We start from the raw sequence: 26,326 nt of genomic DNA, 5'->3' as shown, positions 1-26,326 counted from the left end.
AGGGCGGTTTGTACAATGCGATTTTTCCGTGAGGAGGATCTGCTTTTGAGCGTCAAGCAAGACGTAACCGGCGCTTTCGCACCGCCCAAACCTGCGCGTCGTCGCCTGTCCCTAGAGGACCGCGAGCGCCAGATTCTTGACAAAGCCATCGAATTTTTCTCCGAGCACGGCCTGAGTGGCCAGATGCGCGAGCTCGCGAGGTCGGCGGGAATCACCCATGCACTGCTCTATCACTACTTCCCTACGAAACAAGCCCTGATCGAGCGCGTATACCTCGACCTGTTCGAGGGCCGATGGAAGCAGGAGTACGAGGTGATGCTGGACGCTCCCGGGGTTGATCCGGTCGAAAAGATCATTGCTTTCTATTGGGAGTACTTCGACGCCGTGCTCACACGCGAGTTCGTGCGAATCTACATCTTCTCGGGATTGACAGACCACTACATTCCCGACCGATTCGTCTCCTTGCTGCACATCCGGCTGTTCCCTCGGCTGATCCGCGAATCGCGTAAGTTGCGAGGGTCCGTTTCGCGCGGGAAGGCAACCGACGCCGAGTTCGAGCACCTCATGGGTCTTCACGGAGGTATCTTTCACACCAGCATGAGACGCTTCGTCTACGAACAGAACTATGGGCCGGTGCGAAACCGATACGACAGGAAGTTCATCGAAGCCCGCGTCCGTGCATATGCCGCTTCGCTTCCATTCGCCGTTTGACAGCCGCAAGGATCTTCATACAGCGAGTTCTTGTAATCCGGGGGCGCCCATATCAACTAAGACCTTCCTTAAACTTGGTCATCCTGCTGTCGATACACAGTTCGGCACCGGCGATGTCGCTGCTTTCATCTGAGCCGGAAAAAATGCAGCGGCGGCGACTTCTTCGTGACGCCCCAGCGACGCCGCGGAATCTGCGCCACCAGCCCCGCTGGAGCCGCAGTCGTCGCGCTATCGAACATCGGCGTGTCGATCGGCCCGAGACTGAGCGTGTTGACGCGGATACCGCGCTCGGCCATCTCCTGCCATCAGCGGCACCGCCTTTTGTACTTGAACACCATGGCGCAAACGTGAAGGTCGAAGGTGCGTTCGAAATGTTCTTCGGCGATGGCGTCCTGCGTGGCGTGCTTCGACATGCCCGAGGACGCGACGAGGATGTCGATACGCCCGGCACGCTCGCGCATCGTGGCGAACAGGCGTTCCAGATCGGCCGCATCGGTGACGTCGACTTGCACGGCTTCCACGCTCCCGCTGATGGATGCGACAGCCGCATCGAGCTGTGCCGGCTGCCTGCCGGCGTTGAAGATTTGCGCACATTCCTTCGCAAAGCGGCTCGCTACGGCAAGACCGATGCCGCTGTTTGCCGCCGGTGACCACTGCCACCTTGCCTGTAAGCTGTCCTATTGCATTCTTCCGTTTGTTGATGGATCGATGACTTTTAAAAATTCGTTGACGAATCGGGGTCTACACACAATCGCGTGTTGCGCTCTAGTCTGAACGCGATCCTGGTTTTCATGGCCGTGGTCGACGAGGACAGCTTCGTGGCTGGCGGCAAGGCGACGAGCCTGTCGCACTCGGCGGCAGGCAAGGCGGTCGGGTGGTTGCCGGACCGGCTCGGCCTGCGGTTGCTCCACCGCACCACCCGCACCTTGGAGCAGACCGATGAAGGGCCGCTCTTCTACGAGCAGGGCGCGCAAATCCCTGGCGGTCAATCGATGACGCGGAGTCAAGCATTTCAGCGAGCGGGTAAACCGCGCCGTCTGTTGCGCCTCAGCGTACCGGATGCCTAAGGTCGCCTGGTGCTGCGGATGTCCCCCGCGCCGCGTGCGTGCCCGTAAAGCAACTCAGGAACTCAGACAACTGATTGCTCTAGCGCTCGCAGCACATGCTCCAGATCCTTAAGCGCTGCGGCGGCGGTTCCGTAGGGACTGGAACCGCCGCCTACAATCGTCAGGTCTCCCATCAAGTCGGTTGTAACGCTTACGGCCTTGGTACGTCCGTGGGCGCGCGCGAACGGATGGCTCTCGTCACACAGATCCAGCCGGACCGAAGCTTCGTACTTGCCCTCGACCAGGTCGATATGGCCTACGAGACGGGGCATCACGCCGAGGCTACGCCAGTGCCGCACGTCCGCCACCGTCACGCCGCCGATCCCTTGCCGAGGCATTTTTTCGACATTGATAGCGGTACCGAACGCAGCGTTGGACAGGATGGCGATCTTGCATGCCGTGTCCCAGCCATCCGTATCCAGCGTGGGATCCGATTCGGCGATCCCTAGACGCTGCGCTTCCGCAAGCGCGTCTTCGAACGAGCACTCTTGATCCATCATCGCAGACAGGATCACGTTCGTCGTGCCGGTCACGATGGCCGCTACGGACGACACCTGGCAGCCGGCCAGGTTGTGGTGAATTAAGTCGATGGTGGGCATCGCCGACCCTGCCGCACCGCTCAACTTGAGCGCCACCTTTTGTCGAGCCGCCTCGTCGCGGATGGTTGCGAAATCGAAAGCTAACGCGCCTTTGGAAATCGCGATGATGTGCATCCGGCGAGCCAAGGCCGATTTAATATAGAACAAGGCAGCACCGCCGGTATAGAAATCTGTCGGGCTCGCCTCAAAGAGCACATCGGCAGGCACGCTCTCGATGAAGCTCGAACCCGAAAGACCGCTGGTGTAGCCTGTTTTGTCCTCAAGGCTGGCTTTGTCCAGCCCTTCGGCCCTGATGATCCCTGCGGAAGACGTGCAAACGCCAACCACGCGGACGTCAAATCCATAGCGGCTCTTGTAGCCGTCACGCCGGTCGAGCAGGAGCTGCGCCACCTTGCGGCCTATGCCTCCGAATCCCGTGATTGCGACGTTGATGTTGCGAATGTTGTTTCTCGCTGAAGGTTGCATTTTGGAGGACGAATGCGTATTCGGAGCGTTCGGGCCTTGGATACCGGCTTGCTCGGCTTGGCGCAAGGCTGCGCTGCCGAGCAGCACAGAGTTTCATTCCGGTTGAAAAATGCCGGCCGCATCGAGCCATCGGCCAAAGACGACCCCGGCGGCCGCAGCCATTTCTTTTCCGTACTTTTGTGCATCGGCCCGAAGGCGTCGCGGATCAATGCCCGCTTGCGCCAACTCGCCAGCGTTCCCAATCAGCCAGCGCTCGAAATACCGGCTGTCCATCTCCAGATGAAATTGCAGCCCGAGCACATTGGTGCCCAGGGCAAAAGCCTGATGATTGCCGATAACAGTCTTCGCCAGGTTGACGGCGCCACGCGGAATCTCGAATTCGTCCCCGTGCCAGTGCAGCACGGGCGCGCCGTAGATGGAGGCCAAGGGCGATGCCACACCGGCTCGCGTGAGTTCGAGCGGCATGAAGCCAATCTCTCTGACGCCCATGGGAACGACACGCGCGCCGAGCGCGCTGGCGATGAGCTGGGCGCCCAAGCAAATGCCGATCAACGGCACCTGCGCATCAAGACAACGACCGATAAACGCCAGTTCGTTGTCCAGAAACGGATAGGCGGGTATGTCTGCGATCCCCAGCGGGCCGCCGAGGACGACCACCAGGTCAGCCTCGGATCCAGACAACTCGACCCAGTCCGCGACGGCCGCGTCCACGCGCCGGATGTCGAAGCCACGCGCCTGGAGCAGCGGGTGCAAAGATCCTAGATCTTCGAAGTCGACATGCGAAATCGCGATCGCCTTCTTCCGGCGTTCTGTCATACACTTTTCCTCTGCGGTCCATGGTTCGGACCGACATCAATCAAATCAATCTGCCAACGCGTTCCAGGCTCAGCACGAACAGTCGAAAGTCACCAGCCGCTCCCCGATGGCCACCACCTGGCTCAGCTTGGCCCAGACTTTCGCGAGCTCTCCAAGCGCGGGCGCGCGCAGCGCGTGGTTGAGCTTTCCCGATCGGCTCGCCAGCACTTCTCCGCCGGCAAGCACCGCTGATCTTCTGTCTTGTGGATGGCGTTCAACACTGCGTCGATGCTGGAACGCGACTCGAGTCTGAACATCTTTTGTGGTCCGGATCCCAGGAGGATGCGTGATCGTCTCATCGATGCAAGATGCCCTGCCTATGCCTTGTCGCGCGTCGCCTCGTACTTGGCCTTGTTGGTGTCGTTCGGCGGGTACAAGCCGGGCAGCACCGCGCCGGCGTTGACCTCCTGCATGATCCAGCCTTCGAAACGCTCCTGCTCGACGGCGGCGTCCACGATCTCGTCGAGGAGGGCCGCAGGAATGAGCACCGCGCCATCCTGGTCTGCCACGATCACGTCATTGGGAAAAACCGCCACGCCGCCGCATGCGACGGGCTGCTGCCAGTCCACGAACGTGAGGCCAGCCACCGAAGGAGGCGCCGCGGTACCGCTGCTCCAGACTGGAAGCCCGGTCGCGAGAACCCCGACAAGGTCGCGCACGACCCCGTCCGTGACCAGAGCCCGCACGCCGCGCTTGACCATGCGCGCGCACAGGATGTCGCCCCAGATGCCCGCATCCTTGACACCCATGGCATCCACCACGGCAATACAGCCTTCGGGCATCTGCTCGATGGCGCCTCGGCTGGATACGGGAGACGCCCAGGACGCCGGGGTTGCAAGGTCCTCTCGGGCCGGCACGAAGCGCACCGTGAACGCGCGGCCGACAACGCGGGGCGAGTCCTGCAGCAATGGGAAGGCGCCCCTGATCCAGACGTTGCGCAAACCCTTCTTGAGCAAGATGGTGGTGAGAGTCGCCGTCGTGACGTTCGACAGCGCATTGACGATTGCAGGATCAAGCAGAGACACAGATGTTCCTTGGTAAGAAGTTGCCATTCAAAGGGCTTGGATCAGTCCACCGTCGACGCGCACCATGGCGCCGGTGATGTAGGAGGCACGTTCGCTGGCCAGGAACGCCGCCACGTCGGCGTACTCTTCCGGCCGACCATAGCGCCCGACCGGTATGGAGGCCACGCTTTCCTCCTCGACCGCTTGCACATCGCGCTTCTCGCGGGCAGCTTTGGCGCCATCGAGAAATCGCGTGCGTGCCGTGCTGATCCGGCCGGGAACGAGGATGTTCACCGTCACGCCATCGCGAGCCACATCCTTGGCGAGGGTCTTGGACCATCCGACAAGACTGATCCGGGCGGTATTGGACAGGCCCAGATTCGGGATTGGCGACTCCACCCCCGACGAGGTGCTCGTGATGATCCGGCCCCACCCCTTGGCGCACATCTTTGGTAACAGCAGATCTGTGATGCCGATGACTGGCGTGACCATGGAGCCGAACGCTCGCTCCCAGGTCTCGCGCACGTGTCCGTAGGCCGGACCTGGCGGGGGCCCACCAGTGTTGTTGAAAAGGATATCGACGGCATCCAACATTGAGAGCATTTCTCCGATCGCCTCCGATGTCTGGGTCGGAGAGGCCAGATCGAACACATAAGACTCGGCACGCCCCCCGACAACCTGCACCCGGCGCACGGTATCGTCCAAGGCTTGGCGGCTGATGTCGGCGAGGCAAAGCCGCACGCCTTCGCGTGCAAGCGCCACTGCCACGGCGCTTCCCAATCCACCGCCAGCGCTCAGGACCAGCGCGGTCTTTCCTTTGATGCCAAGTTCCAAAGCGTTCTCCTAGATGAGTTGTTGAGCAGCACGGGACATGCGCATGCATGCCTCTTGAAGCCGATCGGTCGAGGTTGCGAACGAGATGCGAAAGTGGCCGCCAGCGCCGAATGCGCTGCCTGGCACCACCGCCACGCGAGCCCGATCCAGAAGATATCGAGCGACGTCCATGTCGTCCTTCAACTCGACACCGTCTGGTGTGCGTCGACCAAGCCATGCCTGGCAGGAAGGAAAGAGGTAGAAAGCGCCTTCGGGCGTGCGGCAATCCAGCCCGTCGATCGCATCGAAGGTTTCAAGGCACATGTCGCGACGCTGCAGGAACACGTCGTTGCGCTCGGCAAGAAAGTCGATCGGACCGTCGAGCGCCGCCCGCGCCGCGTATTGCGCGATGGAGCAGGGATTGCTCGTGCTTTGCGACTGGATCTTGGCCATGGCGCCGATCAAGGCTTGCGGCCCGCCGGCATAGCCAATGCGCCATCCGGTCATCGCATAGGCCTTCGATACGCCATTGACTGTCAGCGTACGCTCATATAGCGCGGGTTCCACGGCGGCGATCGTGTGGAACTTCCAGCCGTCGTATCGCAGGTGCTCGTACATGTCATCCGTCAGAACGTGAACGTGCGGATGCTCCATCAACACGCTCGACAGTGACTTCAGTTCCTCGCCGGAGTAGCCGGCGCCCGTCGGATTACTGGGCGAGTTCAGGATGAGCCACTTGGTCCTCGGCGTGATGGCCGAGCGCAACTGCTGCGCATCCAGTTTGAAGTGCTGCTCGGAGCCGCACAGTACTTCCACCGGCTTGCCGCCGGCCAGCAACACCATGTCGGGATAGGAAACCCAGTACGGCGCGGGAATGATGACCTCGTCGCCCGGATCGAGGGTCGCTCTCAACGCGTTGAAGATGACCTGCTTGCCGCCGGTGCCCACGCTGACCTGGCTGGATTCGTACACGAGACCGTTCTCCCGTTTGAATTTTCGGGCGACTGCGGCCTTCAATTCAGGCATGCCATCCACATCGGTGTACTTGGTGAACCCGTTCTCGATGGCCGCCTTGGCAGCAGTGCCGATGTGATCCGGCGTAGGAAAGTCCGGCTCGCCTTGCGCAAGCCCGATCACGTCCACGCCCTCTCGCCGCAGCGAGGCCGCCTGCTTGGCAATTTCCAGCGTGGGTGAAGGCTTGACTGCGTCAAGCGAGGTGGCGAGCAGTTTCATTCGAATCTCCGAGGAGATGGAATTTAGGGATTTTCGCTCAACATGAATAACGATATATTCTTCTGCTATTCATCGATTCTGGAAATGCAAAATGCTGACCGAACTGAGAACCTTCATTGCTGTCTGTCGGCACGGCACGTTCCAAGCTGCGGGAGATCGGATCGGGCTGACGCAGTCGGCGGTGAGCAGCCAGATCAAGCGACTGGAAGACTTGCTCGGCTTCCCGCTCTTCCAAAGAACCGGAAGAGCAGCTGTCCTTAACGCAGCGGGTCATGCAACGCTCCCTCGCGCGGAAGAGATCAGTGCCCTGTGCGCGAAGCTCATCGACCTTCCGGACGAGGCCATGACGGTGGGGATGATGCGGCTGGGGGCCATCGCATCCGCACAGACGACCTTGCTTCCTCGCGCATTGGTCATGCTGCGCCAGAGGTTTCCGCTCCTGCGCATACACGTGATACCGGGCCTTTCGATTGCACTGACGGATGCTCTGGATAGTGGGCAGATCGATGCGGCGATCATCATCAAGCCGCCCTTCGGGATACTGCATGACATGACGTGGCAACCGCTGGTTCGCGAACCCTACGTCCTGGTCGTACCGAGTGACGTGCCCGGCGAAGACTGGCGGCAGCTTGTGCAACAGAACCCGCTCCTGCGGTATGAGAGGACCTCGTTCGGTGGGCGCATGGTGGAGCGCTTCATCCAGCGCGAGTCGCTCTCCGTGCACGACGCCATCGAGCTCGACGAGATCGCGGGCCTTGTCAACCTGGTGGCCGTGGGTGCCGGCGTGGCGATCGTGCCGCTTGCGGAGGCCAATCTTCCGCTGCCGCTAGGCGTGAGAATGATTTCGTTGGGAGAGCAGACGTTCTTCAGAGAGATCGGCGTGATGCAGCGGCGTGTGAGCGAAGCGCCAGCGTCCAATATTCTTCTTGAATGCCTGCTCGAGTCGGCAGCTAGGTTCGCCGGCGCCCGAGCGGTTGATAGATGAGGCTGGACGCGCCTACTTTTCCGCGTAGGCCTCCAGCGGCTTGTCATTGGGTGAAGCCCAAGCGGCCCGGGTGAGCGCAGAAGCTGGCAGTCCGACCTTCGTGCCATGGGGAGGGATAGGTTGCACGAACCATTTGTCGTACAGCTGGGCAAGCTCACCACTCGAGGCCAGTGCGGTCACCGTGGTGTCCACGAGCTTTTTGAACCTGGTGTCGCCCTTGGGAATCATGATGCCGATTGGCTCCACGCTCAGGGGCCGCTCCAGAATCTTGTAGTTGCCTGGATACTTGCTCTTCGAGATCAACGTGGCCAAGATCTGACTGTCGGCAGCATAGGCGTCGGCTCTGCCCGACTCGAAGAGCAGAAAGCCATCGGCGTTGTCCTTACCGTAGATTTCCAAGACCTTCCGGGATGCGACCCGATTCAAGTTCCTGACAACTCGAATTGCGGTGCTGCCCGCCGTCGCAACGATGGTCTTGCCGCCGAGGTCTGTGAAGTCGTGGATGCCCGAGTCGGCTTTCACCGCGATGCGCACGCTTTCGACATATGTCGTGGGAGAAAACGCCACGTCGGTTTGTCGCGCCGTGTTGTTGGTGGTCGATCCACATTCGAGCTGGATGGTGCCATTACTTAGTAGTGGAATGCGATTGGTGGGCGTCACGACCTGGTATCGAACCTCCAGCTTGTCGAGCAGCAACGTCTTTTTGATGTCGGCAACGATTCGCTCGCATACATCGACCTGGTAGCCGACGTACTTGTCCGGCCCCAGGGTATACGACATGGCGCCGGAGGCATCCCTGACACCGACAGTGATTCGCCCTTCTTCCTGGATCTTGTCCAGCGTGTCAGCTGCCGCGGATAACGCCACAAGCACTCCCACGGCCAGAACGCCGCAAACGAGCGCCGGTTTAAAGAAGCATCTTAGGATCATTTTTTTGTTTCCATTTTTTAGTCGATTGATTGCGGCGGAGCATCACGGCTTAGATCTGCGCGTGGGCGCTCCGCGCCTGGAGGTTCTGCTGATGCAGCAGACCTTCGATGACCACTTTAGTCCGGGGAAACGAGACGTGATAACGATGGATTTGCGTTCTCAGCACCAAGTTCTTTGATGCCCAAAAGGCCCCGGCGCGCGCAGCGAATCTCCTCGCGTTTCGCGCGAGAAGCGGTGAGAGCCCTGATGCTTGCCATGGCGCATCCGAGCGCAATTTCATGAGTCGGTGTTCTCGTTCCTGGAGGCAGCCGTCACGATGCCAGGCGTGCGGTCGCCGAGCCGGCCCTCGAAGGTAGCAATGTCGCTCGCCGTGAATATTGGCGCCTGCCTCGAATGCGCCGTTCCAATTTTGAATCATGAACTGGCTAGCAGGGCGATGGATGGTGAGCGTCCAGTCATCCCATCTTGAGTTTCGGAAAGAGGTATAGGAGTCTCGAATCCACTTAACTCTAGGTGGATTCGTGAACACTATGCCTGCAGCTTTTGAGGGGGGCCGCCGTCGGCGCCGCCACAGCGAAGAGTTCAAGGCGGATGCGGTGGCTGCCTGCATGCAGCCTGGCATGTCGATGGCCGCAGTGGCGATGGCCCATGGCATCAACGCCAATCTGCTCCGGCGATGGGTGCACGAGGCGGAGATGAAGCCAGCGAGCGACGCCGTGCGCGCGCAGGTCGATGATGGAGCCAAGGCGCAAGAGCCCAAGACCGTCTTCGTCCCGGTTAGCTTACCGACGTCGGCACCGACGCCATCTGCGCAGGCCCCAGACATTCGCATCGAACTGCGACGTGGACCGACGACGGTCACGGTGACCTGGCCGGGCGGCGCGGCCAGCGAGTGCGCGGCCTGGATGCGCGAGTTGCTTCGATGATCCGCATCGACGCGATGTGGCTGGCGGCCGAACCCATCGATATGCGCGCTGGCGCCGAGCGCCTGTTGGCGCGCGTCGTGCAAGTCTTCGGCGCAGCGCAGGCGCACCATGGCTATCTGTTCGCGAACGCCCGCGGCACGCGCGTCAAGCTGCTGGTGCACGACGGCTTCGGCGTGTGGTGCGCGGCGCGCCGGCTCAACGCGGGGCGCTTCGTCTGGCCGGGCACGAGCGACGCAGCGCCCTTGCTGTCGCTCACACCTGCGCAGTTCGATGCCTTGGTCCTGGGCCTGCCGTGGCAGCGTCTGCCCGAACTGAGCGCCATCACGCGGGCCTGAGGGCTTAACGCCCAGGCCGCGTGCCCCGCGTTGACAGTGCATGTGCCGATGGCTCCATCGGCACGCTCTGGCACCATGCACAGCATGCTTGGCGCGCGCTCTTCCTTCTGCGATTCCATCCGAGCTGTCCGCAGAGACAGCCGCGCTGATTGCCCAGCTACGCCAGCGCCTGCAAGACCAGGACAAGCAGCTTGCCGAGCGCGACGCGCTGCTACAGCGCAAGGACCGTGAGATCGCGCTGCGCGAGGCCAAGATCGAGAAGATCACCTTCGAGCTGGCCAGGCTCAAGCGCTGGAAGTTCGGCGCCAAGTCCGAGGCCATGAATGCCGAGCAGCGCCGCCTGTTCGAGGAGACGCTGGCCGAGGACGAGGCGGGCCTGCGTGAGCAGCTCGAGCGGCTGCGGCGTGAAGCCGCCACGGCCGCAGCCGGCGCAGCTGCCTCGGACACGGCGACCAAGGCGCCCCCGCGCCGGCCGCGCCGCAACCCGTTCCCCGATCACTTGCGCCGTGTGGAACACCACCATGAGCCCGAGCGCACCGACTGCCTGGAGCCCGGCTGCGGGCGCCCAATGACGCGCATCGGCCAGGAGGTCAGCGAGCGCCTGGACATCGTGCCTGCCGAGTTCTTCGTACATCGCCACATCTACGGCAAGTGGGCCTGCCGCTGCTGCCAGGTGCTGCGCCAGGCGCCCAGCGTGGCAGAGGTCATCGAAGGCGGTATCGCTGCCAGTGGCTTCGTCGCACACACGCTGATCAGTCGCTTCGTGGACCACATGCCCTACTACCGGCAAGCGACCATCAACGCCCGCAGCGGCGTGCACACACCGCGCTCCACGCTGGCATCCATCACCGGCCAGGCCGGTGCGGCGCTGGAGCCGCTGCACGAGGCGCACAGGCGCTTCATCCTCAGCTGTGCAGTGCTGCACGCCGATGAGACCCCAGTGGCCCTGCTGGACCCGGGTGCGGGCAAGACGCGCCGAGCCTACATCTGGGCCTACGCCAGAAGCTGGCACGACAAGGTGCCTGGTGTGATCTACCAGTTCTGCCCGGGACGCGGAGCGCAGTACCCGTTGGAATTCCTGGGAGGCCAGGATCGATACGGCAAGCGATGGTCGGGCACGTTGCTGACCGACCGCTACAGCGCCTACGAGACTGTGGTCGATCCGCGGCTGTATCCGGACCGCTTGGGCGCAGCCTGCGCCGCGCACGCGCGCCGCAACTTCGAAGAGCTGACGCACGACGGCACCAGCGTGGTGGGCCTGGAGGCGGTGCGTCGCTTCGCGCGCATCTACGGGGTCGAGGCACAGCTCAAAGAGCTCAGCGATGACGAGCGCCGGGCGCAGCGCCAGCGGCTTGCCAAGCTGTGGGAAGAGCTCAAACACTGGCTACAACTGGAGCGCCGGCTGGTAGCCGACGGCGGCCCGACGGCCAAGGCCATCGACTACGCGCTGGGGCATTGGGCCGCGCTGACGCGGCACTTGGACGACGGCGCGGTCGCCATCGACAACAACCACCTGAGCGCCAAATTTGGGCAGCGAACTGGCTGGCCAGCGCGCGGCCATCGTGATGAGCCTGGTGCAGTCGGCGCGCATGAACGGGCGCGATCCCTGGGCCTACCTGCGACGACGTGCTGCCGACGCAGCGCAGCGCAGCAGTCGGATCGAGGAACTGCTGCCACACCGATGGCAGCCAGAATCCAGCGCGGCACCATGACCTTGCTCACACAGGCTGTGATGGTTCGGGCGAACATCGACGTCGACCGCATGAGCGCGCAGCAGAGGGTTGAGCTGGCTGACGAAATCTACGTCCAGCAACCGAACCTGCTGGCCTCCATCCTCGTGTTGCCTCGCTACGGAGTCGACATGCTGCAGCTTGAGGTCCCGATCTATGTTCTGCTGGTCGCCTTCCAGGCCATGAAGCACTGCGGGCACGCCTTGCCGACAATCTCTGAAGACGTCCAGGAAACCTGTTTGCAGCGGCTGACTGCGACGATGAGGTTCACCGAGGGCGTGCCGCCAGACCTCGTCGAGCAGATGATCACGAAGTCCTGCGTCGAACACCCCGAGCGCTACCTGCTGGCGTTCGTGTACGGCTACCTCAGCGAGCACGACCTGCTGGCCGTGAGAACCGACGCCGAGAAATACCTGCTGCTGGCCTGCCTCAATCTCGTGCAGTGCGTTGCCTACGTCGGAGCGCAGCTACAGTCCAAGTGACACGCGTGCGGCCGGTCAAGATGGGATGACTGGACGCTCACGATGGATGCAGCGCGGCGTTTCGTGTTAATTCTCGCGAACGGTTGAAGGGCAGCGGCCCAAGCGGTGGACTATCTCCCTCACCTCAATCTCTTGGTTCGTAGAAGAGCAATCTCTTCTCGCTCGGCGAATGATAGATAACACTCAGATATAGGGATCGACAGGAAGAACGGCATACCGCCACGATGACGGAACCAGCGTGTGCCTGCCGGCCGAGAGACGCCCACGGCCTCAGCTGCCTTCTCACTCGTGATTCCATTTGCGATCTGCGCCCAGAACTGTCGCTCCACTTCTCGCCGATGCGAAGGAGCACCGGGCGAGCGCGTTGCCGCTCGCGCCGTCAACTCCTGCACCCATCCTGCAGGTTTTGCCATGAAACCTCCTTGATTGGACGTGTTGCGACGACCGGTTGAATTCACCGGCCTCAACGCGCTCAACGACGCGCTGATGACCGAGCTGGGCCAGGCCCTGAAGGCCTTCGACGCCGACGACGCCATCGGCTGCATCATCCTGACCGGCAGCGAGCGCGCCTTCGCGGCCGGCGCCGACATCGCGGCGATGGCCAAGTACAGCTTCATCGACACCTACCGGGGCGACTACATCACGCGCAACTGGGAGACCATCCGTTCGATCCGCAAGCCGGTGATCGGCGCGGTGGCCGGTTTCGCGCTCGGCGGCGGTTGCGAGCTCGCGATGATGTGCGACTTCATCATCGCGGCCGACAACGCCAAGTTCGGCCAGCCCGAGATCAAGATCGGCGTGATCCCCGGCGCCGGCGGCACGCAGCGCCTGCCGCGCGCGATGGGATACCGAGAGACATCGGCACCGCCCCCATCGACATGCCAGGCTGCTCGACGGCGTGGGCCTTGAACTCGTCGGCGCGCGGGCTGCGGCGGCGCCGATCGCCTGCGTGCGAAGGAGAGATAGTGTTCAGGTGTCGACCCGGTCCGAGCCGGCCCTAAGGCCTTGGACGCAGTTAAGGTCATGCCACGCAGCGGCCGCCTTCGCTACTTAACAGGGCTCAGCAATGCCGCCCTGGCAACACTAACTCGCTCCGCTCGGAGCTGTGTTAGTGGAGATATAAGCTTTCCGCTGGTGGCATGGTCTTCTTCAGATCGGCGCCCGCGCAGTAGGTGCCGCCGAGTGCCTCGTGAAATGGCCGAACCAGCTTTAGCGCGAAGACGATGGTCTGCTCATTCGGCGATCGAAGCGGAATTGGTCTCTGAACTCGCAACGTTAGGGGCAGTGGTCGAGTGCTCCACTTGGATGGGCAGAGAAAGCTGCGAGTCGTCTTGACGTTCTGTCGCCGCGGTTGATTTGCGCGCCTTCTTGGTCGATACCTTTAGTTGTTTGTTTGCAATGGTGGTCTTTGAGGGATTGGCGCGAGCATTGCTGGATTTCTTTGCACGAGCCGATGTAGACGCCACTTTGGATGCAACCTTGGCGATGCTCGACGGCTTCGTCGTTACCTCTCCCGATCGGCTCTTGATTGCCTTTCCCGAAGCGGACGCCGCAGCCCCCTCGGCACCTTGATGCTCTGGAACAGCGGGCTTTGGTGCGACCAACTTCTTTCTCGATGTCTTAGGCGCGCTGGAATAAGACGCATTTTTAGAAGCTGTCGCTGGCTTCTTGTGCGCTTGCTTTGCGGAGTCGGCTGATTTCGCTGCTGTGAGCTTCTTTGGTGTTAAAGAAACTTTGGTTGCAGAAGACTTGCCGCTTCTGGGGGCACTTTCCGGGGTATTGACCCTGCTGGCTTCAGAGACTTTCTGGGCCAGCGGGGTCGCGGCAGTTGGCTTGACGTGGATCTTGACGAGAGGATGATTCGTCGAGCCATTGATGGGTTGGCTGGGTGCGGGTGCTTGACGCGATGACGCGATCGCAAAATCCTCGATGCGTGCGCCGCGCTTCTTCAAAGCTTGTTTTAGCCAGATCGGACGCGGCCCGCGCCCGCCCCACGTATTGCCAGCGGCGTCTTGGAATTGAACGCTCGCTTTCTTGGGCGTACGGCCTTTGGTCCTAGCCGTGTTTAGAGGTCTGGAGGTGCGATGTGCAAAGGTCAGCTCCGACGGTGCGATGTTGTAAGTAGCAATCAGGGAGTCGATCTTGGCGATCGCATCGTTTTTTTCAGCTGTCAAAAGGTCGGCGGCGGTACGTTGCAGCGCTGCGATCTCGTCGCGCAGCTGAAGATAGGTTCTGTGTAGGCGTGCCATTTTTAGTCAAAAAGAGTTGGTGGGGAGTGTAGGGCCCCCCCAGCCGATGGTTATGGGTCGATACAAACGGCAAACATGCGGAAACCGATTTCGCCAGACGCATGGGTGCGAACGGCTGCAGCTGCGCCGGCATGCTGCGCGATCCTAGCGCGGCTGTCTGGCGCTCTCGGGATCAATGCTGATCACGCAAGACAGCCATCAGGGATGAATCACCGACGAGGCAGAAAATACACTAACGGCTAGCGCTGGAGCGGCGAGCCGCTGGTGAGCATTGAGGTTGGGAGCTAATTCATACGCCGTTAGTGCATTTGCTGTGGGTCCAAGTGGTTAGCTACTCGCCGTAAGTACACAAATGGCGCGTTTCTGGTTCCAGAAAGGTTCTGTTGGAAGCCTTACGCCCATCGCATGCGAGGACAAATTGACGATGTAGAAAATCGAACCCGATCCGAGAGTCAGAAGGTGCCGGAGCCCAAGTGCGTGCCCCACCCAGAGGTCGCTGTACAACATTGCCTTTTTAAGTTCATTAGCCTGCCGATGAATGAAGTTTTAGCGCTAAGAAATACCTAATCGTGTATCCTCATACTTTTAACTATGGAGATGTTCAATGGCAAAGAAGACTTTTCAAGAGGTGCAAAAGCAGATCGAGCAACTCCAAAAGGAAGCGAGTGAGCTTCGCCAGCAAGAAGCGAATGAGGTCTTGGCAAGGATCAAAGAAGCCATCGCCGTCTACGGTTTCTCCGCCGCCGAGTTGGGGGTAGGGCGCGCATTACGACGCACTGGCTCGGCAAGGCCCTCGCGCGTTGTTACACTCGGCCGCCCTGCAAGTGCCAAGAAGGCTTCGGGCGCTCAGCCGAAGTATCGCGATGAAGCTGGCAACGTTTGGAGCGGCCGCGGCCCTCGTCCTGCGTGGTTCAAGGCGGCACTAAGGTCCGGAGCCGATCCGGGGTCGTTTCTCGCCAAGTAAGAAAGACTTCTTGCTCACAGAGTCTCTATTCCGCGATATCAAGTATCACGGCCGCGCTCATTCTTCGCAGGTGATCGGCAGATCTGCGACGTGCCGTGTAGCGGAGACCATACGTTTCAGCCTAAACCGACTCGATATAGCGGGCTCGACTTCGGGAAAAGGGGGCGTGCGGAGGAATTGGCTTCGCAAGTGCAATGTTCGGCCCCTTACGAACCATTCGCGGAAAGCGGATACCAGCTTGTAGCTGTATCGGTTCAAGGCGCAGATCGTTTGTTACATTCGTTGGCGTTGCAGTGCAGTTTGTTGAAGTTTGAGGACGTTGGGAAAGGCTCTTTCATGAAAAAAGACATCTTCGAGACGCAGGGCGAAGCGGCTTTGCAGCGCCTCTTCGCGGCGAGCAGCCGTGACGCGGGGCAGTCTCGCTATGTCGCCCGTTTCCTGCTGAGCCTCTACAACGGTGAACGGTTTCCGCTCGACCTCAAAGATCTGCGCGCAATCGACGATGCGCTGTTCGAGGATTGCATTGCCGTGCTGCGTATGGATGCGCGTGTAGCACGCCAAGAGCTCCACCTCTATATTAAAGATGGCGGTCCTGGCTTTGAGAAGTTGGCCAACTTTTGGGGGATAGAGGACATAGAAAGAGTGCGCCTGGATGCTCGACGCGCAATGCTACCCGAAGGGGCGCCGGCGCCGTTGCACGATGGTGGAACGTTTCCAGCGACGTTGCTCAGTTATGGGAATGCTCCAGGCTACCGGGACCTTTCAGTACGTGCTCGGTTTGGCGAACAGGGAAACACTTACGCTGAACTCCGGATTTCGCCAGCGGACTCAGAAGCTCTCATGCTGCAGATCGCTTACGTCCACATGCTCGCTTGGCGCAGCAGTGAGAGGGGACCCCTCGATGTGAAGGAAGGCGAAAAGCGGCCAAGATGGCTGGACAAGACTCCACTCCAATGGAGCTCCACGTGATTCTCCCAAAAGATACAAGGCTTGGCGTGCCGCAGTTTGGAAAGGCCCATTCGAATTTTGTTGCGGCATCCAAATCCTGCTCCAGCTACCCACGAAAAATGGCACGAAAGTGCATTGAGTCGGATGCACGAAATTAGCCACGTGACTCATGCGAAATAAAAAGCATGCTTTTAACTTTCCGGCTCGGTTCAGCTGAACTTCATAGAATTCCGCTGCACCCAGCCAGGAAATCCTGTGCGACGACTTCGAAGGAGGCAAACGTCTGATCAAAGAGGGGAAGCCATACACCAGCGGCATCAAACGGGGTGTGTAGCGGTCGCTCAGTTCACCATTGCTCTTCGCTGAGCTGAGGCTGCGCGACGACGGTCGCAGCAACCTTCCAGCCCACCTAGAGCTCGCTTCCAAGGGTAAGGCGACGCCCGCGTGGATGCTGTGATCGCCAAGCGCTGGAGAGCGTGCCGCGCGGCGCTACGCACTGGAGCACCCGCACTATGGCCAGTGCAGCCGGGCTCTCGCAGACGGCCGTCTCGCGCATCTGGCGCGCCTTCGGCTTGCAGCCGCATCGCCAGGAGACGTTCAAGCTATAGAGCGATCCGATGTTCGTCGAGAAGGTGCGCGACATCGTCGGCCTCTACATGGATCCACCCTTGATGGCGATGGTGCTGTGCGTGGACGAGAAGAGCCAGATCCAGGCGCTTGATCGCACGCAACCCCAGCTGCCGCTCGCCCCTGGTATCCCCGAGCGGCGCACCCATGACTACGAGCGCCATGGCACGACCACGTTGTTTGCGGCTCTGGACATCGCCACGCGGGCGGTCATGGGCGAGATGCACCGTCGCCACCGCAGCAGTGAGTTTCTGCAGTTCCTGCGCACTGTCGAAGCCAGCGTGCCACCGGTGCTGGACATCCATCTGGTCATGGACAACTACGGCACGCACAAGACGGCGTCGATCAGATCCTGGCTGGCGCGCCACCCGCGCATTCATGTGCGCTTCACGCCGACTTCGGCGTCATCGCTCAACCAGGTCGAGCGCTGGTTCGCGACGCTCACCCTGCGCTGCATTCGTCGGGGCACCCATCGCTCCACGCGGCAGCTCGAGCAGACCATCCGCGAGCACCTGGACATCAACAACGCCGAGCCGAAGCCCTTCGTTTGATCGAAAACCGCCGAAGACATCCTCGCCAGCGTCGAGCGATTTGTTTGCGAACTTCTAATTCACCACACTAGGCTAGATCGATCTGCACTCCTCCAAATGGAGGATCACCCCTCGCGCATCGAGCCATTGCGTTCACCGATTTCTGTGGGATCATCGAGTTACCAAAATTACATTGAAAACGAAAGATGTCTTCAGCCACTCGAATCGTGCTCGCCATCTCCATGGCCGCCACGCTCCTTGGATGTGGTTCTGCACCCACGCCGGTTCTTCCTTATCCGGCCGTTCAAAGTTCGAGCCTCGTAACGCAATATGTTCTCGCCCTGAGAGCCACTGAGAAGCGCCAATCTGCATATCCAGCCGAACCGCTCTGGCTGCATGACCAAGGAGGCAGGAGCGTCGACACGCTGCTGAATGCTGAAAACGCCGCCATGGTGTTTTTTGCCTTATCCAATGTTCCACCCGGCAATGAAAAGCTGGCAGGCGAAATCCTCAGTGGACTGCCGAGCGTACTCGATCGTTATGAAACTGCCTTCAAGAAGAGTGACGGGCGATGGTATCAAGACGAGTATGTAGAGGTAGTTGGTATCCGGCTGGCAATGTGGAGTCTGCTTCGGCCGGAATTATTCGCAAGAGTGATCGGGCCGCCAAACTCGTTCAGCGCTTCCGGCCGCAGTGAAGATTCGGCGGCGTCTCACCAGTTGACCCTGTTGCTTAAGAGTGCCCAGGACAAGTCCAAGGACAGTGTGTTGCTTTCGGCGCGCGAACTCGCACAATCTGAACGATTGAAGCCCGTTGCGCGAGCGCGCCTGCAAACGCTTCTAGCTCGCTACGATTAAGCGGTGTCACGCATGTCTTTGTCGCGACACATTCGTAGTCCGATGTTATGAGGGACACATAGCCTTTGGCCAACTTACTGCTATCTATCGAGGATGCACTACGCTGGCGAATTGAGGAACTTTAGATGAATGATTTAGAGAGAAGATTGGCTGATATCGAGGCTCGGCTTGCTGCACTCGAAGCAAGAGATCCGAGCAAACCTGAGCTTTTCTCTGTGGTCAACGATATGCCGGAGAAATCAGGCGATCTGGTTAGGGTGAAGGTGGAGAACAAGCGCTTCGATCCGGCTAACCCGTCGCTCAACAGCTACGAGGACCATCTTTGGTTCGACTGCGTCTATACACTTTCGTCTGCCTCCAAACCTACGCGTGCAGTAAAGGGGGTACTTGAGTTTTTAGATTTGTTCGGCGAGGTCCATTTTCGGTTGAATTTGACGCTCAATGTTCCTCTCAAGCCCGGTGTCCCGCTTGCACAACCAGGGACTGGATTCGCATACAACCAGTTCATGACCGAGCATCAATGGATGCTGGCAACGGAACTTTCGAATATGAGTTTGGCGTTTCGCACATTGAGCATCATCTACACTGATGGAACGACGCAAAAGTTCTAGGAGTTAGCAGCCGTCCTTCGGGGGGCGCATCAAACTCATTGGCGATCCGCTCGACGCAGGTACTTTTTTTGCAATCAAGACTCGCGCATCAAAGCACGCCGACTTAATGCGGCACGAAGTTATCTAGTCCCAGACTGCACTGCGCCATTGCAATCGTCTGGGAACAACTTGAAGAGGCGTCGCCGAGCGGCCGAGAACACCGTTGTGCCGCGACCATCGGCTGAATTTTCGTATAGCGCCCTATTCATCCGTGTGCGATGAGCCCACCTGAAGGATCAAGGCCCAATGGTCGTCCGCCAACAGTACGGCGGCAACTCCGCGATGGGCTTAGGCAGAGCCAGCCGAGTGGCTCAGGCTCATCGCGCCGCAATACATCCACGGCACATCCATGGCTGAAGGTGTTGTGACTATTCGTTGAGACCTCCTTGCCCTCTGGTAGAGGCGCAGAGGCTTGCGTTCATGCGGTACCAGGCTTCGCGAAGTAAGTGCCCAACATGGTCCAGAACGTTCGGGGTTCGGGCGATTCCCAGCTCGAACCGGTGAATCTAGCTGCCCCGCTACATCATCACCTTTCTTCGAAATTTCCGAGATCGGAGCGGCGCGCAGCCGTCGTGCGCTTCGTATACCTATCAGATAGGGTAATAGGTTGTTGATGCGGACGTCCGCTGGTTCAATCCAAGTCTCTCAAGGAGACCTGAGACCATGTGGAAAGACGATTCCAAACTATTCAGTTTTATGCGCACGCGGATATTCCCGGCTGTGGTTGGCGACATCCTCGACACCCTTGGGCTGATGCAAAAGTTCCTGCAGCCGGCCATCAAGCCGGTCAAGCGCCCGATGGTCGTCGCGGGCCGCGCAATGCCTATGCTGGAGATCAACTGTTTCTCGCGGATCGAACCCGAAGGCAAGTCTTCGCTGAGCCAGCAGGCGTTTGGCCTGCTGTTTCAGGCGCTGGACGACCTAGAGCCCAATGAGGTCTACATCGCCACCGGATCGGCGCCGCAGTTCGCGCTGTGGGGCTCGGCCTGATGACTACACGGGCAATGCACTTAAAGGCCGCCGGGGCGGTCCTAGACGGTATTCCCACGACACGACGGAAGTACTCGGGCTGGGCCCGCCGGTGCTCTCGCTTGCCGGCTAATCACAGGATCAGGGACCACGCGGCAACGTGGTCGACTACCGCGTGTCGGTGAAGATTCAGGGCGTGCGGGTGCGCCCCGGTGACGTCGTCTACGGCGGCCAAGACGGCGTATTGATCATTCCTTGAGAAGCCAAAGTTGAAGCCATCAGCCTGGCACTGGAGAAGGCTTCCACGGAAAGCAGTGTGCGTAAGGTCATCCAGCACAGCATGGGCGCGGTCGAAGCCTTCCAAACATTCGGCGTGATGTAGTCGAGCGGATTGCAGAACGCCCCCCGTCGCAAAAAAACCATCATGACAAAGAAACTTCGATCCTCTGCCTGGTTTGCGGGCGACGACAAAGATGCATTCATCCATCGCAGCTGGATGAAAAACCGCGGGCTGCCAGATGATGCGTTCGACGGGCGCCCCATCATAGGAATTTGCAATACCTTCTCGGAGTTCACGCCGTGCAACGCGCACTTCCGAGAGTTGGTGGAGCACGTCAAGAAAGGTGTCCTCGAAGCCGGAGGCGTACCGTTGGAGTTCCCGGTGTTCTCCTGCGGGGAGTCCAACCTGCGGCCGACGGCCATGCTCTTCCGAAACCTCGCGTCTATGGATGTCGAGGAGGCGATCAGGGGCAACCCGATGGACGGAGTGGTGCTGATGGCCGGGTGCGATAAGACGACGCCTTCGCTGCTCATGGGCGCTTCGAGTTGCGACCTGCCAAGCATCGTGATCTCCGGTGGTCCCATGCTCAACGGCAAGTTCCGAGGCAAGGACATCGGCTCGGGCACAGACGTTTGGCGCTTCTCGGAAGACGTTCGCGCGGGCGTGATGAGCCGGAGCGATTTCATGGCGGCGGAGAGCGCCATGTCGCGCTCGCCGGGGCACTGCATGACGATGGGAACAGCCTCGACCATGGCCTCCATGGTCGAAGCGCTGGGAGTGGCGTTGCCCGGCAACGCCGCCTATCCAGCGGTTGACGCGCGTCGCTCTCGTCTAGCCCGGATGACGGGCCGACGCATAGTTGAAATGGTTCACGAAGATCTAGCCCTGTCGCGTGTTCTGACGCGCGCAGCATTTGCGAACGCGATTCGCGTCAACGGTGCAATCGGCGGCTCGACAAACGCAGTCGTGCACCTGCTAGCGATCGCGGGGCGCATAGGCACGCCGCTCACGCTGGAGGACTGGGACCGATGGGGACAGGACATGCCCACCATCCTCGACTTGATGCCGTCCGGGCGCTTCCTCATGGAAGACTTCTGCTACGCGGGCGGCCTGCCGGCACTCATGAAGGAAGTGGCGTCTGCGCTTGATCTCGACGCGCTTACCGTGACGGGGCGAACGCTTGGCGAGAACATCGAAGCGGCGGAAAACTTCGACAAGGAGGTAATCCGCCCTGCGACGAATCCGCTCACGGCGAACGGCGGAATCGCGGTGCTCAGAGGCAACCTCGCGCCCGACGGCGCAATCATCAAGCCGTCCGCCGCGTCTGCGGAACTCATGCGCCATCGCGGGCGGGCTGTCGTGTTCGACACGATCGAGGACTACAAGCGCCGCGTTGACGACCCTGCTCTGGACATAGACCAAAGCTGTGTGATGGTTCTGCGCAACTGCGGCCCCAAGGGCTATCCTGGGATGGCCGAGGTGGGCAACATGGCGCTTCCGCGCAAGCTGCTCGAGCGCGGTGTACGGGACATGGTGAGGCTGTCCGATGCCCGAATGTCGGGCACCGCCTTCGGGACCGTGGTCCTGCACGTCGCTCCGGAAGCAGCCGTCGGCGGCCCTCTGGCCTTGGTGCTGGATGGCGACGAAATCGAACTGGACGTGCCAGCTCGAAGGCTCCAACTACATGTTTCCGAGGAGGTACTGGCCGCGCGCCGAGCAGCATGGTCCGCGCCGCAGCCTGCCATGCAGGGCGGCTATCAGTCGCTCTACGTCGAGCGAACGCTGCAGGCGGACAAGGGGGCGGACCTGGATTTTCTCGTCGGCTGTCGAGGCCACGCTGTGCCGCGGGAGAGCCATTGAACTCGCAGCGATATGCGGCCATGAGGCCCGACTGGATCGTGTCGACCAACGATGCGAAGTATCAGCGCGTGGCGGGCGGGGACACCTATCCCTGCGACGCACCTTGCGACACGATGGACCTCATCGATGCAACGTCGTTCCCGCAACGCGTCGTCGCCACGGTGGATGTGCGCACCACCATTGTCGGCCCGCCGCAGGCCGTTGCACTTTCGCCGGATGGACAACTGGCTGTTGTGTCCGCACCCAATCGCTACGCCGCGGCCCGGGACGAGTGCGTGTTCGAGAACTACCTTCAGGTGGTGGACCTGAGCATCGAGTCGCCTCGCGTCGTCCAGCGTGTCCCCACCTCGCACCATCCGCAAGGCGTGGCGTTTCACCCGAGCGGCCACCTCCTACTGGCCGCAACGGTGGGCGGCACGATTGAGTCATTTGCTGTGGAAGGACAGCGATTGGTGCGCACGAGCGAGATGATTGTCTCCAGCGGCCGTCTTTCGGGCGTGACCTTCACCGCCGACGGCACGACCGCCATCGTCCTGCTGCGCGACGCGCAAGGTGCTGCGGTGCTCGAGGTTGAAGGGTCCTCGGTTCACCTTACGAATGAGCGCATATCGACCGGCGTGGCCCCGTATGCCGTCGACGTGTGCGGCGACGGACGCTGGGCTGTGATCGGCAATGTCGGCCTCGCCGGACTTCCCGGCTTCGCCGGTCAATTGGCGGGAGATGCGGACACGGTCACGCTCGTGGACATCTCCAGGCGTCCCTTTCGGGCCGTGCAGCACTTGTCCGTTCCCGCCTTGCCGGAGGGCGTGGCGATCTCGCCGAATGGTCGTTGGATCGCCGCCCTCACTATGGATGGCTCCAACCTCAAGCCAGACAATCCCGGCCGACGCGAACGGGGACGAATACGACTTTTCGAGCTTCGCGACGGTCAGGCGCACGCAGCAGGCGATTTACCGGCGGGAGAGGCCGGGCAGGGCATCGTCTTCACGGCGGACAGCCAGTACATCCTAGCCCAGTTCAACGTGGAGAAGATGTTGGCCGTATATGGGTTCAAAGACGGCGCTTGGGGCGATACCGGCCATCGCATACCAACGCAAGGCGGCCCTTGTTCGATCAGAGCGATGCCTGGGCGGCGCTTTTCCACAACCGCTACAGAGGGACCGGCGTGAACTACCAGTTTCAATTCGACGCCGTCTTCGCCGCCTGGCCGCTGCTGCTCAAGGGCACGTGGATCACCGTCCAGCTGTCGCTGGTCGCCACCGTGCTCGGGCTGGTGGTGGCCATCTTCTGCGCCTGGGGCAAGACCTCGGGGCCGGGCTGGCTGCGCTTCGTGATCAACGCCTACATCGAGGTGATCCGCAACACGCCGTTCCTGGTGCAGCTGTTCTTCTTCTTCTTCGCGCTGCCGGCCATCGGCCTGCGCTGGTCGCCGCAGACGGCCGCGCTGGTGGCGATGGTGGTGAACCTCGGCGCCTATGCCACCGAGATCATCCGCGCCGGCATCGAGTCCATTCCCAAGGGCCAGATCGAGGCGGGCCGCGCGCCCAACCTCAAGTCCTGGGAGATCTTCCGCTTCATCATCATCAAGCCCGCGCTCAAGGCCATCTATCCCGCGCTCACCAGCCAGTTCATCCTGCTGATGCTGAGCTCGGCGGTGGTCTCGGTGATCTCGGCCGACGACCTGACCTCGGTGGCCGCCAACCTGCAGTCGCAGACCTTCCGCAGCTTCGAGATCTACATCGTGGTCGCGGCCATCTACCTCGCGCTGGCGCTCGCCTTCTCGGCGATGTTCAAGCTGATCTACAAGCGCACGCTCAACTACCCGGACCGCCGGTAAGCGTCGACCGACGGAGACCACCACACCATGCGCACCTTCGGCTTTCCCGAATTCCTGTTCATCCTCGAAGCGGCCCAATGGACGCTCGCGCTCTCGGCCATCGCCTTCGTGGGCGGCGCGATCCTGGGGCTCGCGATCGCGCTCATGCGCACGTCCGAATCGGCGTGGGCGCGCGGCGTCTCGACCACCTTCATCCAGATCTTCCAGGGCACGCCGCTGCTGCTGCAGCTGTTCCTGGTGTTCTTCGGCGCGCCGGTGCTGGGGCTGGACATCAACCCCTGGGTTGCCGCGGGCGTGGCGCTGGTGCTCAACAGCGCGGCCTTCCTCGGCGAGATCTGGCGCGGCTGCATCGAGGCCATTCCGCGCGGCCAGTGGGAGGCGGCGCAGGCGCTGAGCCTCAACTACAGCGCGCGCATGCGCGACGTCGTGCTGCCGCAGGCCTTCAGGATCGCGCTCGCGCCCACCGTGGGCTACCTGGTGCAGATCATCAAGGGCACCTCGCTCGCGGCCATCATCGGCTTCGTCGAGGTCACGCGCGCCGGCCAGATCGTCAACAACGCCACCTTCCAGCCGCTGGTCGTGTTCTCGGTGGTGGCCGCCATCTACTTCGTCATCTGCTGGCCGCTGTCGCTGCTGGCCGCGCGCATGGAACGCAAGCGCGCTCGCGCGCTGGCCCGCTGATTTCCCCGTCGCTTTCGTTTTTTCCGTCGCTTCCTTTCTTTTTCAGGAGACACATCCCATGACCCGTACCACCACCACCCGCCGCGCAGCGATCGCAGCCCTCGCGTCCCTGAGTCTGGGAGCCGCCCTCACCGTGTTCGCCCCCTTCGCCTCGGCGCAGAGCGTGGCCGACATCAAGAAGAAGGGCGAGATCACCATCGGCATGCTGGTCGACTTCCCGCCCTATGGCACCACCGACGCGAAGAACCAGCCCGACGGTTACGACGCCGACGTGGCCAAGCTGCTGGCCAAGGACTGGGGCGTGAAGGCCAACATCGTGCCGGTCACGGGCCCGAACCGCATTCCCTTCCTGCTGACCAACAAGGTCGACTTGCTGGTCGCCTCGCTGGCCATCACGCCCGAGCGCGCGAAACAGGTTGACTTCTCGATTCCCTATGCGGCCGCCTCCGTGGTGCTTTACGGCGCGAAGAAGGTCGACATCAAGACGGCCGGAGATTTCAAAGGTAAGCGTCTGGGTGTGGCCCGAGCCAGCACGCAAGACGTCGCACTGACAGCCATGGCCGCGGAGGGCACCGAGATCCGTCGCTTTGACGACGACGCTTCGGCCATGCAGGCCATGCTCTCCGGCCAGGTTGACGCCATTGGATGCTCCACCACGGTGGCGGCGCAGATCGCCAAACGGGCACCGGCAAACACATTCGAGCAGAAGATGGTCCTCCGTGAGCAAGTCATGGGAATTGTGCTGCGCCCAGGCCAACCCGAGCTGAAGAAAGCCGTGGACGACTTTGTCGTGCGCAATAAGGCCAACGGCGAGCTGAACAAGCTCTACCAGAAGTGGCTGGCTACGGATTTCCCTGCGCTGCCGAACTCCTGAGGGGTGCCAACAATGGCAGGACACAAACTGGGTGATACGATTATCCAGCTCGACGACGTTTACAAGTGGTACGGCGACTTCCAGGTGCTGACCGGCATCGACCTCAGCGTGCGCGCGGGCGAGCGCATCGTGATCTGCGGGCCCTCGGGCTCGGGCAAGTCGACGCTGATCCGCTGCATCAACCGGCTCGAGACGGTGCAGAAGGGCCGCATCGAGGTCGACGGCATCGATCTCACGGCCGGCGGCAAGAACGTCGACGCGGTGCGGGCCGAGGTCGGCATGGTGTTCCAGCAGTTCAACCTGTTCCCGCACCTCACGATCCTGCAGAACTGCACGCTGGCGCCGATGCGCTCGCGCGGCATGACGCAGGCGCAGGCCGAGGAGGTGGCGATGAAGTACCTCACGCGCGTGCGCATTCCCGAGCAGGCCAACAAGTACCCGAGCCAGCTCTCGGGCGGCCAGCAGCAGCGCGTGGCGATCGCGCGCGCGCTGTGCATGACGCCCAAGATCATGCTGTTCGACGAGCCCACCTCCGCGCTCGACCCCGAGATGGTGAAGGAAGTGCTCGACACCATGATCGGCCTGGCCGAGGACGGCATGACCATGCTGTGCGTGACGCACGAGATGGGCTTCGCGCGCAGCGTGGCCGACCGCGTGATCTTCATGGCAGAGGGCAGGATCGTGGAGCAGGCGCCGCCCGAGGAATTCTTCGGCAGCCCGAAGAACGAGAAGACCCGGCAGTTCCTGGGCCAGATCCTCGATTCACCACCGAAACATTGACGCCACTCGGTTTTGTCTACGGGCACGCGAGTGCCTTTCGGCCACT

At 61.3% G+C, this 26,326-nt stretch carries 24 protein-coding genes and 5 pseudogenes; 19 read left to right on the top strand and 10 right to left on the bottom strand.

The genetic code is table 11. The annotated features are described in order from the left end of the window. The first annotated feature begins 15 nt into the window (after positions 1-15). Entirely contained in the window at positions 16-711 is a 696-nt protein-coding gene (locus INQ48_43400; GenBank protein QRF63443.1) for a TetR/AcrR family transcriptional regulator, read from the top strand. A 52-nt stretch (positions 712-763) separates the two neighbouring features. On the opposite strand, the pseudogene INQ48_43395 reads toward INQ48_43400, so the two are convergent. Beyond that, positions 764-1,392 (bottom strand): annotated as a pseudogene (locus INQ48_43395) (SDR family oxidoreductase). A 74-nt stretch (positions 1,393-1,466) separates the two neighbouring features. On the opposite strand from INQ48_43395, the gene INQ48_43390 reads away from it, so the two are divergent. Then, positions 1,467-1,778, top strand: coding sequence for a LysR family transcriptional regulator (locus INQ48_43390; GenBank protein QRF63245.1), 312 nt, complete (start codon positions 1,467-1,469; stop codon positions 1,776-1,778). A gap of 62 nt (positions 1,779-1,840) precedes the next feature. On the opposite strand, the gene INQ48_43385 is transcribed toward INQ48_43390, so the two are convergent. The 6 genes from INQ48_43385 to INQ48_43360 all read right to left on the bottom strand — a co-directional run bounded on the left by INQ48_43385 (position 1,841) and on the right by INQ48_43360 (position 6,786). Further along, positions 1,841-2,857, bottom strand: a complete 1,017-nt coding sequence (locus INQ48_43385) for a homoserine dehydrogenase (protein QRF63442.1) — start codon at positions 2,855-2,857, stop codon at positions 1,841-1,843. A 117-nt stretch (positions 2,858-2,974) separates the two neighbouring features. After that, positions 2,975-3,697 (bottom strand): glutamine amidotransferase, encoded by a 723-nt coding sequence (locus INQ48_43380; protein ID QRF63244.1) that lies wholly within the window; start codon positions 3,695-3,697, stop codon positions 2,975-2,977. Between the two features lie 69 nt (positions 3,698-3,766). After that, the gene (locus INQ48_43375) at positions 3,767-3,922 is read right to left on the bottom strand and encodes a hypothetical protein (GenBank protein QRF63243.1); all 156 of its coding nucleotides are present in this window, start codon (positions 3,920-3,922) and stop codon (positions 3,767-3,769) included. Between the two features lie 131 nt (positions 3,923-4,053). Then, positions 4,054-4,788 (bottom strand): ribonuclease activity regulator RraA, encoded by a 735-nt coding sequence (locus tag INQ48_43370; protein ID QRF63242.1) that lies wholly within the window; start codon positions 4,786-4,788, stop codon positions 4,054-4,056. Next, complete coding sequence (locus INQ48_43365) at positions 4,789-5,574, bottom strand: SDR family oxidoreductase (GenBank protein QRF63241.1); 786 nt, start codon at positions 5,572-5,574, stop codon at positions 4,789-4,791. A 9-nt stretch (positions 5,575-5,583) separates the two neighbouring features. Then, entirely contained in the window at positions 5,584-6,786 is a 1,203-nt protein-coding gene (locus INQ48_43360; protein ID QRF63240.1) for a pyridoxal phosphate-dependent aminotransferase, read from the bottom strand. A gap of 91 nt (positions 6,787-6,877) precedes the next feature. On the opposite strand from INQ48_43360, the gene INQ48_43355 reads away from it, so the two are divergent. Next, positions 6,878-7,771 carry a LysR family transcriptional regulator gene (locus INQ48_43355; GenBank protein ID QRF63239.1) on the top strand — a complete coding sequence of 298 codons (894 nt, stop codon included), beginning with the start codon at positions 6,878-6,880 and terminating at the stop codon, positions 7,769-7,771. A 12-nt stretch (positions 7,772-7,783) separates the two neighbouring features. Here the strand turns inward: INQ48_43355 and INQ48_43350 are convergent, their stop codons facing one another. Continuing rightward, positions 7,784-8,701 (bottom strand): amino acid ABC transporter substrate-binding protein, encoded by a 918-nt coding sequence (locus INQ48_43350; GenBank protein QRF63238.1) that lies wholly within the window; start codon positions 8,699-8,701, stop codon positions 7,784-7,786. A gap of 530 nt (positions 8,702-9,231) precedes the next feature. Between INQ48_43350 and INQ48_43345 the strand changes: the two genes are divergently transcribed. The 3 genes from INQ48_43345 to INQ48_43335 all read left to right on the top strand — a co-directional run bounded on the left by INQ48_43345 (position 9,232) and on the right by INQ48_43335 (position 12,174). Next, positions 9,232-9,627, top strand: coding sequence for a transposase (locus INQ48_43345; protein QRF63441.1), 396 nt, complete (start codon positions 9,232-9,234; stop codon positions 9,625-9,627). Beyond that, entirely contained in the window at positions 9,624-9,962 is a 339-nt protein-coding gene (tnpB, locus tag INQ48_43340) for an IS66 family insertion sequence element accessory protein TnpB (protein QRF63237.1), read from the top strand. Before INQ48_43345 ends, tnpB begins: the two co-directional genes overlap by 4 nt. Positions 9,963-10,050: 88 nt before the next feature. Next, entirely contained in the window at positions 10,051-12,174 is a 2,124-nt protein-coding gene (locus INQ48_43335; protein QRF63236.1) for an IS66 family transposase, read from the top strand. Between the two features lie 52 nt (positions 12,175-12,226). Here the strand turns inward: INQ48_43335 and INQ48_43330 are convergent. Next, positions 12,227-12,566, bottom strand: a pseudogene (locus INQ48_43330) (helix-turn-helix domain-containing protein). A gap of 70 nt (positions 12,567-12,636) precedes the next feature. Here INQ48_43330 and INQ48_43325 point away from each other — a divergent pair. After that, positions 12,637-13,020: pseudogene (locus tag INQ48_43325) on the top strand (enoyl-CoA hydratase/isomerase family protein). A gap of 386 nt (positions 13,021-13,406) precedes the next feature. On the opposite strand, the gene INQ48_43320 reads toward INQ48_43325, so the two are convergent. Then, positions 13,407-14,423 (bottom strand): H-NS histone family protein, encoded by a 1,017-nt coding sequence (locus INQ48_43320; GenBank protein ID QRF63235.1) that lies wholly within the window; start codon positions 14,421-14,423, stop codon positions 13,407-13,409. 604 nt (positions 14,424-15,027) lie between these two features. Here INQ48_43320 and INQ48_43315 point away from each other — a divergent pair. The 12 genes and pseudogenes from INQ48_43315 to INQ48_43260 all read left to right on the top strand — a co-directional run bounded on the left by INQ48_43315 (position 15,028) and on the right by INQ48_43260 (position 26,280). Next, positions 15,028-15,387, top strand: coding sequence for an H-NS histone family protein (locus tag INQ48_43315; GenBank protein QRF63234.1), 360 nt, complete (start codon positions 15,028-15,030; stop codon positions 15,385-15,387). Positions 15,388-15,723: 336 nt separating this feature from the next. Continuing rightward, the gene (locus INQ48_43310; protein QRF63233.1) at positions 15,724-16,356 is read left to right on the top strand and encodes a hypothetical protein; all 633 of its coding nucleotides are present in this window, start codon (positions 15,724-15,726) and stop codon (positions 16,354-16,356) included. 414 nt (positions 16,357-16,770) lie between these two features. Beyond that, positions 16,771-17,513, top strand: a pseudogene (locus tag INQ48_43305) (IS630 family transposase). Between the two features lie 221 nt (positions 17,514-17,734). Beyond that, positions 17,735-18,349: a hypothetical protein gene (locus INQ48_43300; GenBank protein QRF63232.1), complete on the top strand. Its 615-nt coding sequence runs from the start codon at positions 17,735-17,737 to the stop codon at positions 18,347-18,349. A gap of 125 nt (positions 18,350-18,474) precedes the next feature. After that, the gene (locus INQ48_43295) at positions 18,475-18,960 is read left to right on the top strand and encodes a hypothetical protein (GenBank protein ID QRF63231.1); all 486 of its coding nucleotides are present in this window, start codon (positions 18,475-18,477) and stop codon (positions 18,958-18,960) included. 702 nt (positions 18,961-19,662) lie between these two features. Beyond that, positions 19,663-20,350 (top strand): annotated as a pseudogene (locus INQ48_43290) (RraA family protein). A gap of 42 nt (positions 20,351-20,392) precedes the next feature. Further along, on the top strand, positions 20,393-22,108 hold the full coding sequence (locus INQ48_43285) for a dihydroxy-acid dehydratase (GenBank protein ID QRF63230.1): 1,716 nt from the start codon (positions 20,393-20,395) through the stop codon (positions 22,106-22,108). A gap of 20 nt (positions 22,109-22,128) precedes the next feature. Further along, the gene (locus tag INQ48_43280; GenBank protein ID QRF63229.1) at positions 22,129-23,277 is read left to right on the top strand and encodes a YncE family protein; all 1,149 of its coding nucleotides are present in this window, start codon (positions 22,129-22,131) and stop codon (positions 23,275-23,277) included. Then, a complete protein-coding gene (locus INQ48_43275) occupies positions 23,274-23,945 on the top strand; it encodes an amino acid ABC transporter permease (GenBank protein ID QRF63228.1) in 672 nt (223 codons plus the stop codon). Before INQ48_43280 ends, INQ48_43275 begins: the two co-directional genes overlap by 4 nt. Positions 23,946-23,972: 27 nt before the next feature. Next, positions 23,973-24,626 carry an amino acid ABC transporter permease gene (locus INQ48_43270; GenBank protein ID QRF63227.1) on the top strand — a complete coding sequence of 218 codons (654 nt, stop codon included), beginning with the start codon at positions 23,973-23,975 and terminating at the stop codon, positions 24,624-24,626. Between the two features lie 58 nt (positions 24,627-24,684). Then, on the top strand, positions 24,685-25,500 hold the full coding sequence (locus tag INQ48_43265; GenBank protein QRF63226.1) for a transporter substrate-binding domain-containing protein: 816 nt from the start codon (positions 24,685-24,687) through the stop codon (positions 25,498-25,500). Between the two features lie 12 nt (positions 25,501-25,512). Further along, positions 25,513-26,280 carry an amino acid ABC transporter ATP-binding protein gene (locus tag INQ48_43260; GenBank protein ID QRF63225.1) on the top strand — a complete coding sequence of 256 codons (768 nt, stop codon included), beginning with the start codon at positions 25,513-25,515 and terminating at the stop codon, positions 26,278-26,280. The last annotated feature ends 46 nt before the right edge of the window (positions 26,281-26,326 follow it).

The sequence above is a fragment of the Variovorax paradoxus genome (assembly GCA_016806145.1).
Lineage (GTDB): Bacteria > Pseudomonadota > Gammaproteobacteria > Burkholderiales > Burkholderiaceae_C > Variovorax.
Note: the sequence above shows the minus strand (reverse complement) of the source record. Positions and strands in the feature narration are given on the sequence as shown.

What these genes read in the sequence shown, in the direction of transcription:
- INQ48_43400 (QRF63443.1), top strand. Translation starts at nt 16, where the DNA reads ATGCGATTTTTCCGTGAGGAGGATCTGCTTTTGAGCGTCAAGCAAGAC.
- INQ48_43380 (QRF63244.1), bottom strand. Translation starts at nt 3,697, where the DNA reads ATGACAGAACGCCGGAAGAAGGCGATCGCGATTTCGCATGTCGACTTC.
- INQ48_43370 (QRF63242.1), bottom strand. Translation starts at nt 4,788, where the DNA reads ATGGCAACTTCTTACCAAGGAACATCTGTGTCTCTGCTTGATCCTGCA.
- INQ48_43360 (QRF63240.1), bottom strand. Translation starts at nt 6,786, where the DNA reads ATGAAACTGCTCGCCACCTCGCTTGACGCAGTCAAGCCTTCACCCACG.
- INQ48_43355 (QRF63239.1), top strand. Translation starts at nt 6,878, where the DNA reads ATGCTGACCGAACTGAGAACCTTCATTGCTGTCTGTCGGCACGGCACG.
- INQ48_43350 (QRF63238.1), bottom strand. Translation starts at nt 8,701, where the DNA reads ATGATCCTAAGATGCTTCTTTAAACCGGCGCTCGTTTGCGGCGTTCTG.
- INQ48_43345 (QRF63441.1), top strand. Translation starts at nt 9,232, where the DNA reads ATGCCTGCAGCTTTTGAGGGGGGCCGCCGTCGGCGCCGCCACAGCGAA.
- tnpB (QRF63237.1), top strand. Translation starts at nt 9,624, where the DNA reads ATGATCCGCATCGACGCGATGTGGCTGGCGGCCGAACCCATCGATATG.
- INQ48_43320 (QRF63235.1), bottom strand. Translation starts at nt 14,423, where the DNA reads ATGGCACGCCTACACAGAACCTATCTTCAGCTGCGCGACGAGATCGCA.
- INQ48_43315 (QRF63234.1), top strand. Translation starts at nt 15,028, where the DNA reads ATGGCAAAGAAGACTTTTCAAGAGGTGCAAAAGCAGATCGAGCAACTC.
- INQ48_43310 (QRF63233.1), top strand. Translation starts at nt 15,724, where the DNA reads ATGAAAAAAGACATCTTCGAGACGCAGGGCGAAGCGGCTTTGCAGCGC.
- INQ48_43300 (QRF63232.1), top strand. Translation starts at nt 17,735, where the DNA reads ATGGCCGCCACGCTCCTTGGATGTGGTTCTGCACCCACGCCGGTTCTT.
- INQ48_43295 (QRF63231.1), top strand. Translation starts at nt 18,475, where the DNA reads ATGAATGATTTAGAGAGAAGATTGGCTGATATCGAGGCTCGGCTTGCT.
- INQ48_43285 (QRF63230.1), top strand. Translation starts at nt 20,393, where the DNA reads ATGACAAAGAAACTTCGATCCTCTGCCTGGTTTGCGGGCGACGACAAA.
- INQ48_43280 (QRF63229.1), top strand. Translation starts at nt 22,129, where the DNA reads ATGAGGCCCGACTGGATCGTGTCGACCAACGATGCGAAGTATCAGCGC.
- INQ48_43270 (QRF63227.1), top strand. Translation starts at nt 23,973, where the DNA reads ATGCGCACCTTCGGCTTTCCCGAATTCCTGTTCATCCTCGAAGCGGCC.
- INQ48_43265 (QRF63226.1), top strand. Translation starts at nt 24,685, where the DNA reads ATGACCCGTACCACCACCACCCGCCGCGCAGCGATCGCAGCCCTCGCG.
- INQ48_43260 (QRF63225.1), top strand. Translation starts at nt 25,513, where the DNA reads ATGGCAGGACACAAACTGGGTGATACGATTATCCAGCTCGACGACGTT.